Source organism: Bradyrhizobium sp. SZCCHNR1043, from assembly GCF_032489675.1.
Lineage (GTDB): Bacteria > Pseudomonadota > Alphaproteobacteria > Rhizobiales > Xanthobacteraceae > Bradyrhizobium.
On record NZ_JAUEYN010000002.1, the window covers coordinates 232,692 to 248,486 of the forward strand.

At 64.5% G+C, this 15,795-nt stretch carries 14 protein-coding genes; 10 read left to right on the forward strand and 4 right to left on the reverse strand.

Annotation, left to right across the window (positions count from 1 at the left end; translation table 11 throughout):
* Positions 1-38: 38 nt before the first annotated feature.
* Positions 39-713: a Crp/Fnr family transcriptional regulator gene (locus QX039_RS03620; protein ID WP_315771484.1), complete on the reverse strand. Its 675-nt coding sequence runs from the start codon at positions 711-713 to the stop codon at positions 39-41.
* 330 nt (positions 714-1,043) lie between these two features.
* Here QX039_RS03620 and QX039_RS03625 point away from each other — a divergent pair, with 330 nt between their 5' ends.
* The 10 genes from QX039_RS03625 to QX039_RS03670 all read left to right on the forward strand — a co-directional run bounded on the left by QX039_RS03625 (position 1,044) and on the right by QX039_RS03670 (position 12,403).
* Positions 1,044-1,865, forward strand: a complete 822-nt coding sequence (locus QX039_RS03625; protein ID WP_315712912.1) for an ABC transporter ATP-binding protein — start codon at positions 1,044-1,046, stop codon at positions 1,863-1,865.
* A complete protein-coding gene (locus QX039_RS03630; RefSeq protein ID WP_315771487.1) occupies positions 1,862-3,793 on the forward strand; it encodes a long-chain fatty acid--CoA ligase in 1,932 nt (643 codons plus the stop codon). The genes QX039_RS03625 and QX039_RS03630 overlap by 4 nt, the downstream gene beginning before the upstream one ends.
* Before the next feature lie 121 nt (positions 3,794-3,914).
* Positions 3,915-4,808 (forward strand): branched-chain amino acid ABC transporter permease, encoded by an 894-nt coding sequence (locus QX039_RS03635; protein ID WP_315771489.1) that lies wholly within the window; start codon positions 3,915-3,917, stop codon positions 4,806-4,808.
* 108 nt (positions 4,809-4,916) lie between these two features.
* Positions 4,917-5,990, forward strand: a complete 1,074-nt coding sequence (locus QX039_RS03640; protein WP_315771491.1) for a branched-chain amino acid ABC transporter permease — start codon at positions 4,917-4,919, stop codon at positions 5,988-5,990.
* A gap of 58 nt (positions 5,991-6,048) precedes the next feature.
* Positions 6,049-7,335, forward strand: coding sequence for an ABC transporter substrate-binding protein (locus QX039_RS03645; protein ID WP_315739002.1), 1,287 nt, complete (start codon positions 6,049-6,051; stop codon positions 7,333-7,335).
* Positions 7,336-7,477: 142 nt separating this feature from the next.
* Positions 7,478-8,317: an ABC transporter ATP-binding protein gene (locus QX039_RS03650; RefSeq protein WP_315739004.1), complete on the forward strand. Its 840-nt coding sequence runs from the start codon at positions 7,478-7,480 to the stop codon at positions 8,315-8,317.
* 126 nt (positions 8,318-8,443) lie between these two features.
* Positions 8,444-9,664 carry a phenylacetate--CoA ligase family protein gene (locus QX039_RS03655; protein ID WP_315739005.1) on the forward strand — a complete coding sequence of 407 codons (1,221 nt, stop codon included), beginning with the start codon at positions 8,444-8,446 and terminating at the stop codon, positions 9,662-9,664.
* A gap of 136 nt (positions 9,665-9,800) precedes the next feature.
* Positions 9,801-10,991: a CoA transferase gene (locus tag QX039_RS03660; protein WP_315739006.1), complete on the forward strand. Its 1,191-nt coding sequence runs from the start codon at positions 9,801-9,803 to the stop codon at positions 10,989-10,991.
* Between the two features lie 169 nt (positions 10,992-11,160).
* Positions 11,161-11,322: a hypothetical protein gene (locus QX039_RS03665; RefSeq protein WP_315739007.1), complete on the forward strand. Its 162-nt coding sequence runs from the start codon at positions 11,161-11,163 to the stop codon at positions 11,320-11,322.
* Positions 11,323-12,049: 727 nt separating this feature from the next.
* Positions 12,050-12,403 carry an autotransporter outer membrane beta-barrel domain-containing protein gene (locus tag QX039_RS03670; RefSeq protein WP_315739136.1) on the forward strand — a complete coding sequence of 118 codons (354 nt, stop codon included), beginning with the start codon at positions 12,050-12,052 and terminating at the stop codon, positions 12,401-12,403.
* Between the two features lie 67 nt (positions 12,404-12,470).
* On the opposite strand, the gene QX039_RS03675 is transcribed toward QX039_RS03670, so the two are convergent.
* The 3 genes from QX039_RS03675 to QX039_RS03685 form a co-directional block, all read right to left on the reverse strand.
* Positions 12,471-13,991, reverse strand: a complete 1,521-nt coding sequence (locus tag QX039_RS03675) for a tripartite tricarboxylate transporter permease (RefSeq protein ID WP_315739008.1) — start codon at positions 13,989-13,991, stop codon at positions 12,471-12,473.
* Positions 13,992-14,110: 119 nt separating this feature from the next.
* On the reverse strand, positions 14,111-14,653 hold the full coding sequence (locus tag QX039_RS03680; protein ID WP_315739010.1) for a tripartite tricarboxylate transporter TctB family protein: 543 nt from the start codon (positions 14,651-14,653) through the stop codon (positions 14,111-14,113).
* A gap of 33 nt (positions 14,654-14,686) precedes the next feature.
* Positions 14,687-15,673: a tripartite tricarboxylate transporter substrate binding protein gene (locus QX039_RS03685; protein ID WP_315739011.1), complete on the reverse strand. Its 987-nt coding sequence runs from the start codon at positions 15,671-15,673 to the stop codon at positions 14,687-14,689.
* Between the last annotated feature and the right edge of the window lie 122 nt (positions 15,674-15,795).

Genomic DNA, 15,795 nt, shown 5'->3' on the forward strand with positions numbered 1-15,795 from the left:
GCCGGATAGACCCTGAAGGGGCCTGCGAAAAGCGGAATCTAATCCCCGTAACAGCGCAGGCGGTCGAGATCGATGACCGTCACTCCGCCATATTCCACGCGCAGCAGGCCTTCGCGCTCCAGCGTCTTCAGGCATTGATTGGCATTCTGCCGCGACAGGCCCGAGAGCGCGCCAATCTCCTCCTGGGTGATCTCCAGGTGACGGGTCGTATTCGGGTAGAGGATCGGGTTGAACAGCGAAGCGATGCTGCGGGCGAGCCGCGCCGTCGCATCCAGCGTGCGGCCGACTTCGACCAGGCCGATGAACTGGCCGAGCCGCTCGTTGAGCTGGGTGACGAGGAATCGGTTGAAGCCGACGCTGTTCTCGAACAGCCACATGAAGGTCGGCCGCTCCATCAGCGCGACGCGCGTATCGCGCAGCGCCACGACATCATAGCGGCGCGGCTCGTTCTTCAGCACGCTGCCCTCGCCGAACCAGGCGCCCGCCGACATGCCGGCGAAGGTGGTGGCCTTGCCGCCGCGTGACACCGTGCTCATGCGTGCCAGACCGGTGACGATACCGGTCCAGTATTCGAACGGGTCGCCGCGAACGAAGATGTGCTCGTTGGCCGCATAGGAACGCTCGACGATGCCGGACGAGGCGGTGTCGATTTCCTCGGGCTTCAAATGGCAGGACCATGGCGCGATGCGCAGAAGGGTATCGGAAGAGATCAAGCCGTCATCTCGTCTCGTCGAAGCTCTCGGCGACCATATTGCATCGCAACAATCCTGCGGTGAAATTTGCCTGGGAAATGTCAGGCGCAAGACAGTTCCTGATAGCGCTTTCCCCTATCGAGGACCACCGCCTTCGACTCGCGCATCCTGGGACGGGATGACGCGCGCCTGAGATGCGGCAAAATGCACCCGCTCGGGTGGCCCGTCATTCGTCGGATGGCGCGGAACTCATGCCCGGGATAGGATTGCAACCGATGCGACGAGCCTAACGTCGCACGACACGATGCCTGAAGAGCGCGCCAAGCGCCGAAGACAGTTCGGGAGGACGACTTGGACTATACGTTGGAAGCGCGCGGAGTCTCGCTGCGTTTCGGTGGGGTGAGAGCCCTGACCGACGTCAGCTTCGGCGTGCGCGAAGGCGAGCTGTTCTCGATCATCGGCCCCAACGGCGCCGGCAAGACCTCGATCGTCAACTGCATCTCCGGCCGCTACAAGCCGACAGAGGGCCGCCTGTTCCATCGCGGCCGCGACATCACCGGCCTGCCACCGAGCGCACGCGCCAACATCGGCATCGGCCGCACCTTCCAGAACCTCGCGCTGTTCCACCACATGAGCGTGCTCGACAACATCATGGTCGGGCGGCATCACCTCTTGAAGAACAATTTCCTCACCGGCTCTCTGTATTGGCTCACCGGCGCGCGGCGCGAGGAGCTGAAGCATCGCGAGAAGGTCGAGCAGATCATCGACTTCCTCGACCTGCAGTCGGTGCGCAAGGCGCCGGCCGGCACCCTCTCCTACGGTTTGCGCAAGCGCGTCGAGCTGGCGCGCGCGATGGCGCTCGAGCCGCATCTCATCCTTCTCGACGAGCCGATGGCCGGCATGAACTTCGAGGAGAAGGAGGACATGGCGCGCTACATCGTCGACCTCAACGAGGAATTCGGCATGACGGTCGTGATGATCGAGCACGACATGGGCGTGGTCATGGACATCTCCCATCGCGTCATGGTGCTCGATTTCGGCCGCAAGATCGCCGAAGGCGACCCGGCCGCCGTGCTCGCCGATCCCCACGTCAAGCGCGCCTATCTCGGCGAGGAGGACGAGCTGCTGGTCGATCCCGACGAGGCGCCGTCCATCGCGGAGGACGCGGCATGATGGACTATGCAGGGCGCGTCCGGCAGGCCGACACCTATCCGAAGCTGCTGCGCCTCAATGCAAGCGAGCACGGCAAGGAGATTGCGCTGCGCGAGAAGAATCTCGGGCTGTGGCGCACCTTCACCTGGGCCGACTACCAGGCGCGCGTGCGCGATTTCGCGCTCGGCATGGTGGAGCTCGGCCTCGGCAAGGACGATGTGATCGGAATCATCGGCGACAACCGGCCGGACTGGGTCGCTGCCGAAATCGCGACCCACGCGATCCGGGCCTTGAGCCTGGGTCTCTATCGCGACGTGCTCGATGACGAGGCCGCCTATCTCTTGAACTATGGCGAGGCGCGGCTGGTCTTCGCCGAGGACGAGGAGCAGGTCGACAAGCTCTTGAACCTCGCCGACCGCGTGCCGGCGCTCAAGCACATCGTCTATTCCGATCCGCGCGGCATGCGCAAATATGACGATCCCCGGCTGCTGCCGGCCGACAAGCTCGCCGAGCTCGGCCGCAACAGAGCGGCGCGCGAGCCCGGCCTCTACGACCACATGGTCGATGCGACAAACGGCGATGACGTCGCGATCCTCTGCACCACCTCGGGCACGACATCGCATCCCAAGCTCGCGATGCTCTCGGCGGCGCGCGTGCTGAAACACTGCGCCACCTATCTCAGCTTCGATCCCAAGGGCCCCAACGATGAATACGTCTCGGTGCTGCCGCTGCCCTGGATCATGGAACAGGTCTATGTGCTCGGCAAAGGTCTGCTCTGCCGGATGAAGGTCAACTTCGTCGAAGAGCCGGATACGATGATGAACGACTTCCGCGAGATCGCGCCGACCTTCGTGCTGTTCGCACCAAGGGTGTGGGAGCAGATCGCGGCCGACGTTCGTGCCGCCGTCATGGACGCCTCGCCGCTGAAGCAGCGGCTCTATCATCTGGGCATGTCGACCGGCCTCGCCGCGCTGGAGAAGGGTCAGCATTCGAGCTTTGCCGATCTGCTGCTGTTCCGTGCGCTGCGCGACCGGCTCGGCTTCACCCGGCTGCGCTCGGCCGCCACCGGCGGCGCCGCGCTCGGGCCCGACACGTTCAAGTTCTTCCGCGCCATGGGCGTGCCCCTGCGCACGCTCTACGGCCAGACCGAGCTGCTGGGGGCCTACACGCTGCACCCCGACGACAAGGTCGATCCCGACACGACCGGCGTGCCGATGTCCCAGGACATCGAGATCAAGATCGACCAGCCCGACAGCCAGGGCATCGGCGAGATCCTGGTGCGCCACCCGAACATGTTCTTGGGCTACTACAAGAACCCGGAGGCCTCGACCGCCGACGTCAAGGACGGTTGGATGCACTCGGGCGATGCCGGCTATTTCAACCGAGAGAAGCAGCTCGTCGTCATCGACCGCATCAAGGATCTCGCCGAGACCGCACGCGGCGAACGCTTCTCGCCGCAATATATCGAGAACAAGCTGAAATTCTCGCCCTACATTGCGGAAGCCGTCGTGCTCGGTGCCGGCCGCGAGCATCTGGCGGCGATGATCTGCATCCGCTACTCGATCATCTCGAAATGGGCGGAGAAGAACCGCATCGCGTTCACCACCTACTCCGATCTCGCCTCGCGCAACGAGGTCTATGCGCTGCTGCAGCGGGAAGTGGAAACGGTCAACGCGACCTTGCCCCCGGCGCAGCGCATCGCCCGCTTCCTCCTGCTCTACAAGGAGCTCGACGCCGACGACGGCGAGCTGACCCGCACCCGCAAAGTCCGCCGCAGCGTCATCAACGAGAAATACGCCGGCATCATCGACGGAATCTATGGCGGCAAGCCGGACATCCCGGTGGACACCATCATCCGCTTCCAGGACGGCACCACCCAGCGCATCCGCACCACGCTGAAGGTCGTCGACCTCGGCGGCCATGGACCCATGGCGGAGGCCGCGGAGTGATGAGTCTTCCGTTACATGAGATCGTCATGCACGGGCTCGACCCGCGCATCCATCCTATTGCGAAAATCTCTGATGCGATGGATCGCCGGGTCAAGCCCGGCGATGACGAGTGAGACCGATCATGGACACCGCCTTCCTCCTCCAACTCCTCGTCAACGGCCTCGTGGTCGGCACGCTCTACGGCGTGGTCGCGATGTCGTTCGTGCTGATCTACAAGGCGACGCAGGTCGTCAATTTCGCGCAAGGCGAGCTGCTCCTGATCGGCGCCTGGGTGTGCTGGGCATTGCTGACGAAATATCAAGTGCCGTTCTGGGTGGGCATGCCACTCACGCTGGTCTTCATGTTCGCGTTCGGCATCGCGATCCAGGTCGTGATCCTCCGGCCGATGATCGGCGAGCCCATCATCTCCGTCATCATGGTCACGATCGGTCTGTCGACCGTATTCCAGGCAGCGCTGAAATGGATGTTCGGCGTCAACCCGCAGCCGTTCCCGCCGGTGTTCGCCAGCACGTCCGTCGACCTGTTCGGACTGCAAATCCAAACGGTCTACGTCATGAGCCTCGTGGTGTCGGTCCTGATGATGCTTGGCATGGCGTGGTTCTTCAAGGCTTCCAAATACGGCCTTGCGATGCGGGCCACCGCCTTCAACCAGCAGGTCGCGCAGTCGCTCGGCATCTCCGTGAAGAACGTGTTCGCGATGGCCTGGGCGATCTCGGCCACGGTCTCAGCGGTGGCCGGCGTCGTCGTCGCCGTGGTCAACGGCGTCTCCTCCGGCCTGTCGGCCTACGGCATCAAGGTGTTTCCGGCGGCAATCCTCGGCGGCCTCGACTCCGTCGGCGGCGCCGTGCTCGGCGGCATCATCATCGGCCTCTTGGAGAACATCGCGCAATATGTCGACAGCCAGTATCTGCACTGGGGCAATCTCTACGAGATCGCGCCGTTCTACGTCCTGATCATCATCCTGATGATCAAGCCCTACGGCCTGTTCGGCACCAAAGACATCGAGCGGATATGAGCATGATCGCCGAAAAGTGGAGGCCGTTTTCGGTAACGATCATGCTCAAACAAAAAAGAAGGGCGAGCCCATGACGCAATTCAAGCCTCAGGCGAGATAGAGCCCGCCATGGTCGCACGTTCCACCATCCCCGCCGGTGACTTCCGCACCTCCTACGCGGCCGACACCACGATCTTCCCGACCAGAACCAGCCGCAATTTCGCGATTGCGGGCGTGATCCTGTTGTGCTTCGCGCCGCAGGTGTTCTCCGAATACTGGCTGTCGGTCTCGATCCAGATCGGCATCTTTGCGATCGCGGCGCTTGGCCTCAACATCCTGGTCGGCTTCACCGGCCAGATCTCGATCGGCCAGGCAGGCTTCTTCCTGCTCGGCGCCTTCACCTCGGCCTACATCAACAACACCTATGCCATCCCGGTGTTCTTCGCGATCCCGCTCGCGGGCGTGATCACGGCCCTCGTCGGGCTGATCTTCGGCCTACCGGCGGCGCGGCTGAAGGGGCTCTATCTCGTCATCGCCACCCTCGCTGCGCAATATATCCTGCTCGACTTCTTCTCCCGCGCCGAATGGTTCTCCGGCGGATCGGTGCCGGCCTCGGCCAATCCGTTCTCGATTCTAGGCTACACGCTGCGCGGCGACCGGCAATATTTCTATGTCGTGCTGGCCTATGTCGTGGCCTGCTACCTCCTGGTCACCAACCTGATGCGCACCCGCGACGGCCGCGCACTGATCGCGATCCGCGACCATTATCTCTCCGCCGAGATCATGGGCATCAACCTGACCAAATATCGCACGCTCTCGTTCGGCCTCGCCGCCTTCTTCGCCGGCATTGCCGGCGCGCTCTATGCGCATTACCAGCTCGTGATCTCGCAGGAGGGTTTCGGCATCGAGCGCTCGATCCTCTTCCTGGCCATGATCATCATCGGCGGCACCGGATCGGTCATGGGCACATTGATGGGGACCGCGTTCGTCGTGCTGCTGCCGGAATCGATGGAGTGGCTCAGCCACAATCTGAAGGGCAGTGCCATCGACAAGGCGCTCGCGCTCAACAACAACATCACTTTTTTGCGCGAGATCGCAATCGGCCTGATCATCATCGCCTTCCTGATGTTCGAGCCGGACGGGTTGGCGCATCGCTGGCGACAGATCAAGACATACTGGAAGCTCTATCCGTTCTCACATTGAACTCAACCAACAGGGACCGGCGACAATCCGGCCCGAACGCACCACAGGAGGAAGCACTATGACGATGAAATCATTGCTGGGCTCGGCGGCTCTCGCGCTGCTCGCAGGCGCCTTCGCTTCAACGGCGCAGGCGCAGCAGATCGCGATCGGCCATCTGCAGGATCTGTCGGGCGGCACGTCCGACGTCGGTACACCCTATGGCCAGGCCGTCGTCGACAGCTTCGCCTGGGTCAACAAGAACGGCGGCATCGGCGGCAAGCAGCTCGCGGTCGATAGCAACGACTATGGCTACCAGGTGCCGCGCGCGATCGCGCTGTACAAGAAGTGGTCGGCGCCGGACAACAAGGTCGCGGCGATCATGGGCTGGGGCACCGCGGACACCGAGGCGCTGACCGGCTTCCTCGCCAACGACAAGATCCCTGACATGTCGGGCTCCTACGCCGCCGCGCTGACCGACCCCGAAGGCACCAGCGGCAAGGCCAAGCCCGCCCCGTATAACTTTTTCTACGGCCCGAGCTACTCGGACGCGCTGCGCGCCGAGCTGACCTGGGCGGCCGAGGACTGGAAGGCCAAGGGCAAGCCGGGCAAGCCGAAATTCGTCCACATGGGCGCCAACCACCCCTATCCCAACGCGCCGAAGGCCGCGGGCGAAGCGCTCGCCACCGAGCTCGGCTTCGAGGTGCTGCCGCCGCTGGTGTTCGCGCTGGCGCCCGGCGACTACAGCGCGCAGTGCCTGAGCCTGAAGAGCTCCGGCGCCAACTACGCCTATCTGGGCAACACCGCGGCCTCCGACATCTCGGTGATGAAGGCCTGCAAGAATGCCGGCGTCGAGGTGCAGTTCCTGTCCAACGTCTGGGGCATGGACGAGAACGCCGCCAAGACCGCGGGCGATGCCGCCAACGGCGTCGTCTTTCCGCTGCGCACCTCGGTGGCCTGGGGCGGCGATGCGCCGGGCATGAAGACGGTGCAGGAAATCTCGAAGATGTCCGACCCGACCGGCAAGGTCTACCGCCCGGTGCACTACGTCGCCGCAGTCTGCTCGTCGCTCTACATGAAGGAGGCGATCGAGTGGGCTGCGAAGAACGGCGGCGCCACCGGCGAGAACGTCGCCAAGGGCTTCTACCAGAAGAAGGACTGGGTGCCCGCAGGGATGGAAGGCGTCTGCAGCCCCTCGACCTGGACCGAGAAGGACCACCGCGGCACCATGAAAGTCGACCTCTATCGCGTGCGCGTGACGGGTCCGACGGATGGCGACCTCAACGAGCTCATGGCCAAGGGCGTGATCAAGCTCGAGAAGGTGAAGACCATCGAGCTGCCGCGCAAAGCCGAATGGGCTGGGTGGTAGTTCCTTACACCAGCGCCATGGCCGGGCAGAAGCGCGAAGCGCGTCTTTGCACAATCTCCCGGCCATCCACGTCTTGCTTCACACGCTGATAGGCGTGGATGCCCGGGTCAAGCCCGGGCATGACGACGGATAGAGTGTCGCCATGACCGATACACTGGAAAATCTGCGGACGGCCGCAACTGCTGGGGCACCCGCCCCCCTGCTCTCCGTCCGCAACATCGAGGTCGTCTATGACGACGTCATCCTGGTGCTGCGCGGCCTCAGCCTCGACGTGCCCAAGGGGGCGATCGTCGCGCTGCTCGGCGCCAACGGCGCGGGCAAGTCGACGACCTTGAAGGCGATCTCTGGCCTGCTGAAGACCGAGGACGGCGAGGTCACGCGCGGCGAGATCATGTTCGACGGCGCGCGCATCGACGGCATCGATCCGGAGAAGATCGTCCGTCGCGGCATCTTCCAGGTGATGGAAGGACGCCGCATCGTCTCCGACATGACCTCGCTGGAGAACCTCAAGCTCGGCGCCTTCACGCGCAGCGATCGCGAGGTCAACAGCGACATCGAGATGGTGTTCAACTATTTCCCGCGGCTGAAGGAGCGCACCGGCCTCGCGGGCTATCTCTCCGGCGGCGAGCAGCAGATGCTGGCGATCGGACGGGCGCTGATGGCACGGCCGAAGATGATCCTGATGGACGAACCGTCGATGGGCCTGTCGCCGCTGCTGGTCAAGGAGGTGTTCGCGATCATCAAGGAGATCAACCGCGATCTCGGCGTCACCATCCTGCTGGTCGAACAGAACGCGCGCGCGGCGCTGTCGGTCGCCAGCCACGGCTACATCATGGAACAGGGCAAGGTGGTGCTCGACGGCACCGCCGACAGCTTGCGCGACAATGAGGACGTCAAGGAGTTCTACCTCGGCGGCGCCGGCGACCAGCGCAAGAGCTTCAAGAACCTGAAGAGCTTCAAGCGGCGGAAGCGGTGGCTGTAGCCGAACTCTCTCCTCGTCATGGCCGGGCTTGACCCGGCCATCCACGCGCGAGCCGCAACGACGAACGACGTGGATGCGCGGGACAAGCCCGGGCATGACGACCGCAAGATTCAAGGACTGGGTACGATGACCCACTACGACGCCCTCGAAACCCGTGATCCCGCAGCCCGCGAGCAGGATCTGTTCGGCCGCCTGCCCGACGTGCTGCACGCGGCGATGAAGGCGCCGGCCTATGCCGCGCTGCTGCAGGGCATCGATCCCCAGGACATCACGACGCGCGCCGCGCTGGCGCAGTTGCCGGTGCTGCGCAAGTCCGAGCTGCCGGCGCTGCACAAGGCGGCGCCGCCATTCGGCGGCTTCGTCGCGCAGACGCCCGGTGCGTTCTCGCGCCTGTTCACCTCACCCGGCCCGATCTTCGAGCCGGAGGCCGCGCACAACGATCCCTGGCGCGGCGCCCGCGCGCTGTTCGCCTCGGGCTTCCGCAGTGGCGATGTCGTGCTCAACACCTTCAGCTATCATCTGACGCCGGGCGGCTTCATCTTCGATGCCTCGGCGCGCGCGCTCGGCTGCGCCGTGATCCCGGCGGGGCCAGGGAACACCGAGGCGCAGTTCGAGCTGATCGAGGCCTACCGGCCGATCGGCTACAGCGGCACGCCGGACTTCCTGAAGATCCTGCTCGATGCTGCCGCCAGCGCCGGTCGCGACGTCTCCTCGCTCAAGCGCGCGCTGGTGTCGGGCGCGGCGTTCCCGCCATCACTGCAGGCCGAGATCAAGGCCCGCGGCATCGACGCCTATCAGGCGTTCGGCACCGCCGATCTCGGCATCATCGCCTACGAGACCGCCGCACGCGAGGGCATGGTGGTCAACGAGGACCTGATCCTCGAGATCGTCCGGCCCGGCACCGGCGATCCGGTCCAGGAGGGCGATGTCGGCGAGATCGTCGTCACCTCGCTCGATCCCCACCATCCTTGGATTCGCCTGGCACTCGGCGATCTCACCGCCGGCCTCCCGGGTCTCAGTCCGTGTGGCCGCACCAACATGCGGATCAAGGGCTGGATGGGGCGCGCCGACCAGACCACGAAGATCAAGGGCATGTTCGTGCGCCCCGAGCAGGTGGCCGAGATCGGCAAGCGCCATCCGGAGTTCGGCCGCCTCCGGCTGGTCGTCAGCCGCGCCGGCGAGACCGATGCGATGACGCTGAAGGCCGAGTGCGCGGCGCCCGCAGCCGACCTGCAAGAGGCGCTGGCCGCCAGCCTGCGCAGCGTCACCAAGCTCAGCGGCCAAGTCGAGCTGGTCGCGCCAGGCACGCTGCCCAACGATGGCAAAGTGATCGCCGACGAGCGGTGAGCGCGCGCAAGTTCCGCTCAAGTAGAAGCCCTGCACCAGCGGCATGAGCAGCGCGGCACGCACCGCTGTCCGCGCAATTGTCGCGCTGCGCGCGCTCTCCTATACAGCCATGTCGCCTCTCTCGGAGTTCGTCCGCATGGCCTTCCCGCGCGCATCCAAAGCCCTGTCCCGCTTCACTGTCCTCGATTTGACGCGGGTGCGCGCCGGCCCGACCTGCGCGCGGCAGTTCGCCGATTGGGGCGCCAACGTCATCAAGATCGACGCCATGATGGAGGATGGCGGCGAAGCGCTTGGCGGCCCGCGCCGCGGCGCCGACTTCCAGAACCTGCATCGCAACAAGCGCGCGATGACGCTCAATCTGAAGGATCCGAAGGGCGTCGACGTGTTCATGCGGCTCGCCGAAAAAGCCGACGTCGTGATCGAGAACTACCGGCCCGACGTCAAGACCAAGCTCGGCATCGACTATGAGGCGGTGCGCAAGGTCAATCCGCGCATCGTCTATGGCAGCATCTCCGGCTTCGGCCAGGATGGTCCCTATGCCAAGCGGCCCGGTTTCGACCAGATCGCGCAGGGCATGGGCGGGCTGATGTCGATCACCGGGGCACCTGGCGAGGGTCCGATGCGCGCGGGCATCCCGATCGCAGATCTCTCGGCAGGGCTCTCTTGCGCGATGGGTATCCTCACGGCGCTGCTCGAGCGCGAGGTCTCCGGCGAGGGCCAGTGGGTCCAGACCTCGCTGCTGCAGGCGCAGATCTTCATGCTCGACTTCCAGGCCGCCCGCTGGCTGATGGAGAAGGAGGTCGCGCCGCAGGCCGGCAACAATCATCCGACCAGCATCCCGACCGGCGTGTTCAAGACCTCCGACGGCTACATCAATATCGCCGCGACCGGCGGCCGAATCTGGGAGCGGCTGTGCCAGACGCTCGGTGCCTCCCAATGGATCGACAATCCGGACTACGCGACGGCACCGGCGCGTTCGAAGAACCGCGACGCGCTCAACGCCGAGATCAACGCACGCACGCTCGCCAAGACGAGCGAGCAATGGGTCGCCGAGCTGAATGCCGCGGGCGTGCCGTGCGGGCCGATCTACGCGATCGATCAGATGTTCGAGGACCCGCAGGTCAAGCATCTCGGCATGGCGCAGCCGGTGCCGAACGACGACGGCCGCGACATCACGCTGGTGGCGCAGCCCTTCACCTTGTCGCGCACGCCCAGCCGGATGGCGGCGCGGCCGCCGGAATTCGGCGAGCAGACCGAGGAGATCCTGTCCGAGTTCGGCTTCACCGACGGCGAGATCGCCGATCTCCGACTGCATCGCGTCGTGTGAGCAGGTGCAATATGTCCAAGCTGCGGCACCCCGCCGCTGTGGCCCAGATGTCACCACGTTGGAACTTCAGACTTGGCCGGATTGAGGCCAAGGCAAGATCGCGTTAATCTCTTCGCATCAGTTGATCGCGGACCCCCTCGGGGCCCGTGCGTGTGAGGAGTAGCGGGTCATGAGCGCATCCGAGTTGAACGAGTTTCTGACGGCGATGAACATCGTGCGCGACGTCAACGGAGCCGCTCTGAATCACCCCGGCGCTCTGCCGTTCGACGAGACGATGCTCGACAACGAGTCCGACTGGTACCACATGCCGGTGGCCGAGAAGGCCAATTGACCTTCCTCCGGTTCACACGCTCTCTTTCCTACATCGCCTTTGCCCAAAGCCTCCTTCCGAGAAGCCGGACGGAGGCTTTTTCATTTCGGGGCGCAACCGGGATGAGCTGCGAACTCTGATCCACCGAACGCAAAAAAAAGCCCGACGCAAGCGCCGGGCAAGGGATCGTCTCGGGAGGAAACATCAGGGCGCGATGACCAGAGATCAGGCACCGCGCGTGAGCAGTTCAGAACTGCCCATGAATGAAGCCTATCACCGCTCTGCCTAAAATGCTGTCATCGCAAAGACACAACCTCTGGAGAAGCGCGGAAACGATTCGAACAACGGTCCGTCGATGCAATCGAAGCGCTGAGGACGTGGCTGCGGTGCCACAGTCCGATTGCGAACAGCGCCAACGCCCAGTGCACCCAAAGAGTCACAATTCCCCTATCCCGCAGTTCTGCATGCTCTCGTTGCTGGCCTGGCCCTCGACCGGCGCAACGACGGCACGAACAGCAATGGCGGCATCAGCTCCGCGACGACCGATGGCGGCATCGGGGGCTGGGGTCCCTGTCATCGAGGGCGGCGGTGACGGTGCAGGTGTCAACGGCGGCGATGGTGGAAAGGACAACGGCGGTCATGCCCTGGGCGGCCGAGGCGGCGTCGGCGCCGGAGAGCCGGGACATTCCCAGCGACAATGGCGTCGAGTTACGGCGTTGGCGGCTTCACCAAGACCGGCAGCGGCCGGATGACGCTCAGCCTTGAGCTACGCGGGAAAAACGGTCACCAACACGCGCGCCGAGCTGGCCAGTGCACCGACAGATCCTATGCGCTGCCTGACGGCGCCCTCACCCTGCGCGGCCGCCTCGCCCGGGCGCACGACTTCGATCCGGATCGTTCCGTGACCGCCACGTTCCAGACGCTGCCGGGCGCAAGCTTCGTCGTCAACGGCGCCGCGCAGGCGCGCGACTCCGCGCTGACGACGACCTCGGTCGAGATGAGCTGGCAGAACGGCTGGAGCGCCTTGGCGACGTTCGAAGGCGAGTTCTCGAGCGTCACCCGTTCCTATGCCGGCAAGGGCAGCGTGCGCTACACGTGGTAGGAGCGGCGTAGCCGATCGAGCGCAGGCGTCCAGCTGGCAGGGCACGGGTGATCAGCGACAAACCGTACTAAGCCTCGGCCTTCGCGGCCGGCGCTCCCGACTTGCTGAAGCTCGCGATCACACGATCGATCAGCGGCCAGAACAGCAGCACGATCGCCAGCGTCGTTATGGTGCCCACCAGCCCGTTCGCCCAGAACACCTTCATGTTGCCGCCGGAGATGATCATCGACTGCCGGAACGCGTCCTCGGCACGGCTGCCGAGCACCAGCGCCAAGGTGAACGGCGCCAGCGGGATCTTGATCTTCTTGAAGACATAGCCGACGACACCGAAGCCGAGCATCAGCCAGACGTCGAACATCGCATTCTGGATCGCGTAGGCGCCGATCGCGCAGGACACCACGATCATCGGCGCCACGGCCGCGAACGGCACGCGCAGGATCGAGGCGAAGATCGGCACGGTGGAAAGCACGAGCACGAGGCCGACGACATTGCCGAGATACATCGAGGCGATCAGGCCCCAGACGAAATCCTTGTGCTCCACGAACAGCAGCGGGCCGGGATTGAGGCCCCACACCATCAGGCCGCCGAGCAGGATCGCCGCGGTGCCGGAGCCGGGGATGCCGAGCGCCAGCATCGGCAGCAGCGCCGCGGTGCCCGAGGCATGCGCCGCCGTCTCAGGCGCGAACACGCCCTCGATGCGGCCCTTGCCAAAACTGTCCGGATCCTTCGAGAAGCGCTTGGCGAGGTTGTAGCCCATGAAGGAGGCGGCAATCGCGCCGCCCGGCGTGATGCCGAGCCAGCAGCCGATCACCGAGGAGCGCAGCAGGGTCATCCAATACTTCGGCAGGTCCTTCCACACCGCGAGTACGGTGCGCAGCGAGATCGAGGCGGCGTGGCCGCGCAGCGCCAGGCGCTCCTCCATCGTCAGCAGGATCTCGCTGATGCCGAACAGGCCGATGACCGCGACCAGAAAGTTGATGCCGCGCAACAGATCGGTCGAGCCGAAGGTCATCCGCAACTGACCGGACACGGTGTCCATGCCGACGCCAGCGAGCAGCAGGCCGAGCGCCATCGCGATGACAGTCTTGTGCTTGTCCTCACGCCCCAGCCCGACGAACGAGCAGAAGGTCAGCAGATAGACCGCGAAGAACTCGGGCGGACCGAACCTCAGCGCGAAGGACGAGATCCAGGGCGCCAGGAAGGTGATCAGCATCACCGCGACCAGCGAGCCGATGAACGACGAGGTGAAGGCGGCTGTCAGCGCCTCCGCCGCCTTGCCCTGCTGCGCCATCGGATAGCCGTCGAAAGTGGTCGCCACCGACCACGCCTCGCCGGGAATGTTGAACAGGATCGAGGTGATGGCGCCGCCGAACAGCGCGCCCCAGTAGATGCAGGACAGCATCACGATGGCCGAGGTCGGGTCCATTGAGAAGGTCAGCGGCAGCAGGATGGCGACGCCGTTGGGCCCCCCCAGCCCGGGCAGCACGCCGACGAAGACGCCGAGCACGAGCCCAACCATCATCAGCAGCAGCGTCTTCCAGGTCAGGAGGACCGCGAACCCGTGCAGCAGCAGACCCAAGGCTTCCATGATTTCATTCCAACTGTTTCCTCGTCATTGCGAGCGCAGCAAAGCAATCCAGAGTCGAGTGCGCAGCCCTGGATTGCGTCGTCGCGTTGCTCCTCGCAATGACGGGGGAGAGACCGGTGTCAGTACCCGAACGCCGCTTCGAGTGGGCCCTTCGGCATGATCACGTCGAACACGACGTCGAAAGTCACGAACATCACGGCGCTGAACAGCAACGCCGTGAGCAGCGATTTCCAGATCGCGATCTTGCCGACGAGGCGCATGAACCCGGCGATCAGCAGGAAGCTCGCGACGTAGATGCCGAGAAACTGCATCGCGATGCAGAACAGCAGCGTCGGCACGAATACCGCCATCACGCGCCGCAGTTGCGCGCGCGTCACGAAGGTCTCGACCGCTTCCTTTCTCGACACGAAAGCGGCGCCGATCCCGTAAAGGCTGGCGCCGCCGAGGATCACCGACAGATAGAACGGGAAGTAGCCGGGCTCCGGACCGGTCGAGTCCCAGGACGCGCCGGTCCGCCAATTGTCCCAGGCGAGCACGACCGCGAGCGCGAGCAGCAGCAGCGACACCGCGACGTCGACGGTCCGGGTGGAGGTGACGGCCGGAGAATCCTCCTCTGGCGCGGTCGGATCGTCGACGGCGATCTCGAGCTCAGCGTTGGACATCGATCCTCCTCATCCCCTCGCCCCGCCCCAGCCTCACTTGGCGACGAAGCCGGCTTCCGTCATCAGCTGCTTGTTGAGCGAGCCATCCTCTTCGAGAAACTGCAGCATGTCCTTGCCGGTGAGGAAGATCGGCTTCAGCGCCTGCTTCTCCATGTAGTCCTTGTATTCCGGCGTCTGCACCAGCTTGCTGAACAGGTCGATGTAGAACTCCTGCTGCTCCTGGGTCACCTTACCCGGCAGGAACATGCCGCGCAGCATCAGGTATTGCACGTCCAGCCCCTGCTCCTTGCAGGTCGGAATGTCGTTCCAGGACTGCGTCTCCGTGACCTTGGTCGTGTAGGAGATGCGCTCCTTGTCGAACACGCAGAGCGGACGCACCTGGCCGGCGCGCCAGACTTCGAGATTCTCGGAAGGATTGTTGACGTTCGCTTCGGTGTGCCCGCCAACCAGTTGGGTCGCGGCCTCGCCCCCCGACTTGTAGGGCAGATAGGAGAACTTGGCGCCGGTCTTCTTCTCCATGAAGACCGTGAGCACGTGATCCTCCCGCTTGGAACCGGTGCCGCCCAACTTGAACGGAGAACTCGACGCTTTGGCGGCTTCGATGAACTCCTTCACCGTCTTCGGGCCGTTGACGTTGTCCCACAGCACGAACTGATCGAGTGCGATCACCGCGACCGGCGACAGTTCGCGCCAGTCGAACGGCAGCTTGGCCGACAGCGGCAGCATGTAGATCAGCGAATAGGCGATCAGGACCTTATTCGGATCGCCGTCGCTGGACTTCATGTACATCAGCGCCTCGGCCCCGGACGCGCCGCCCTTCAGCGACACGACCACCGGCTGCTTCAGCAGATTGTTCTTCTGAATGGCAGCCTGCATCATCCGCGCCATCTGGTCGGATGCACCGCCGGCGCCCGCGGCGACGACAATCTCGACCGGCTTGGTCGGCTCCCAGCCGGCAAAGGCCGGCGCAGTTGCGAAAAAGGCCGCCGTCGCGGCCGCGATCTTGATGAGTTTGCGCACGTGCTTTCTTCCCCGTTCGAAGCCCCAGCTTGCATCCTACCAGGATACTGCTGGCTTATTGTGGTCAGTTCAAGAACACAAGCATGATGCGCCCTCATGTTCCTCGGCATAAGGTCGCAAGC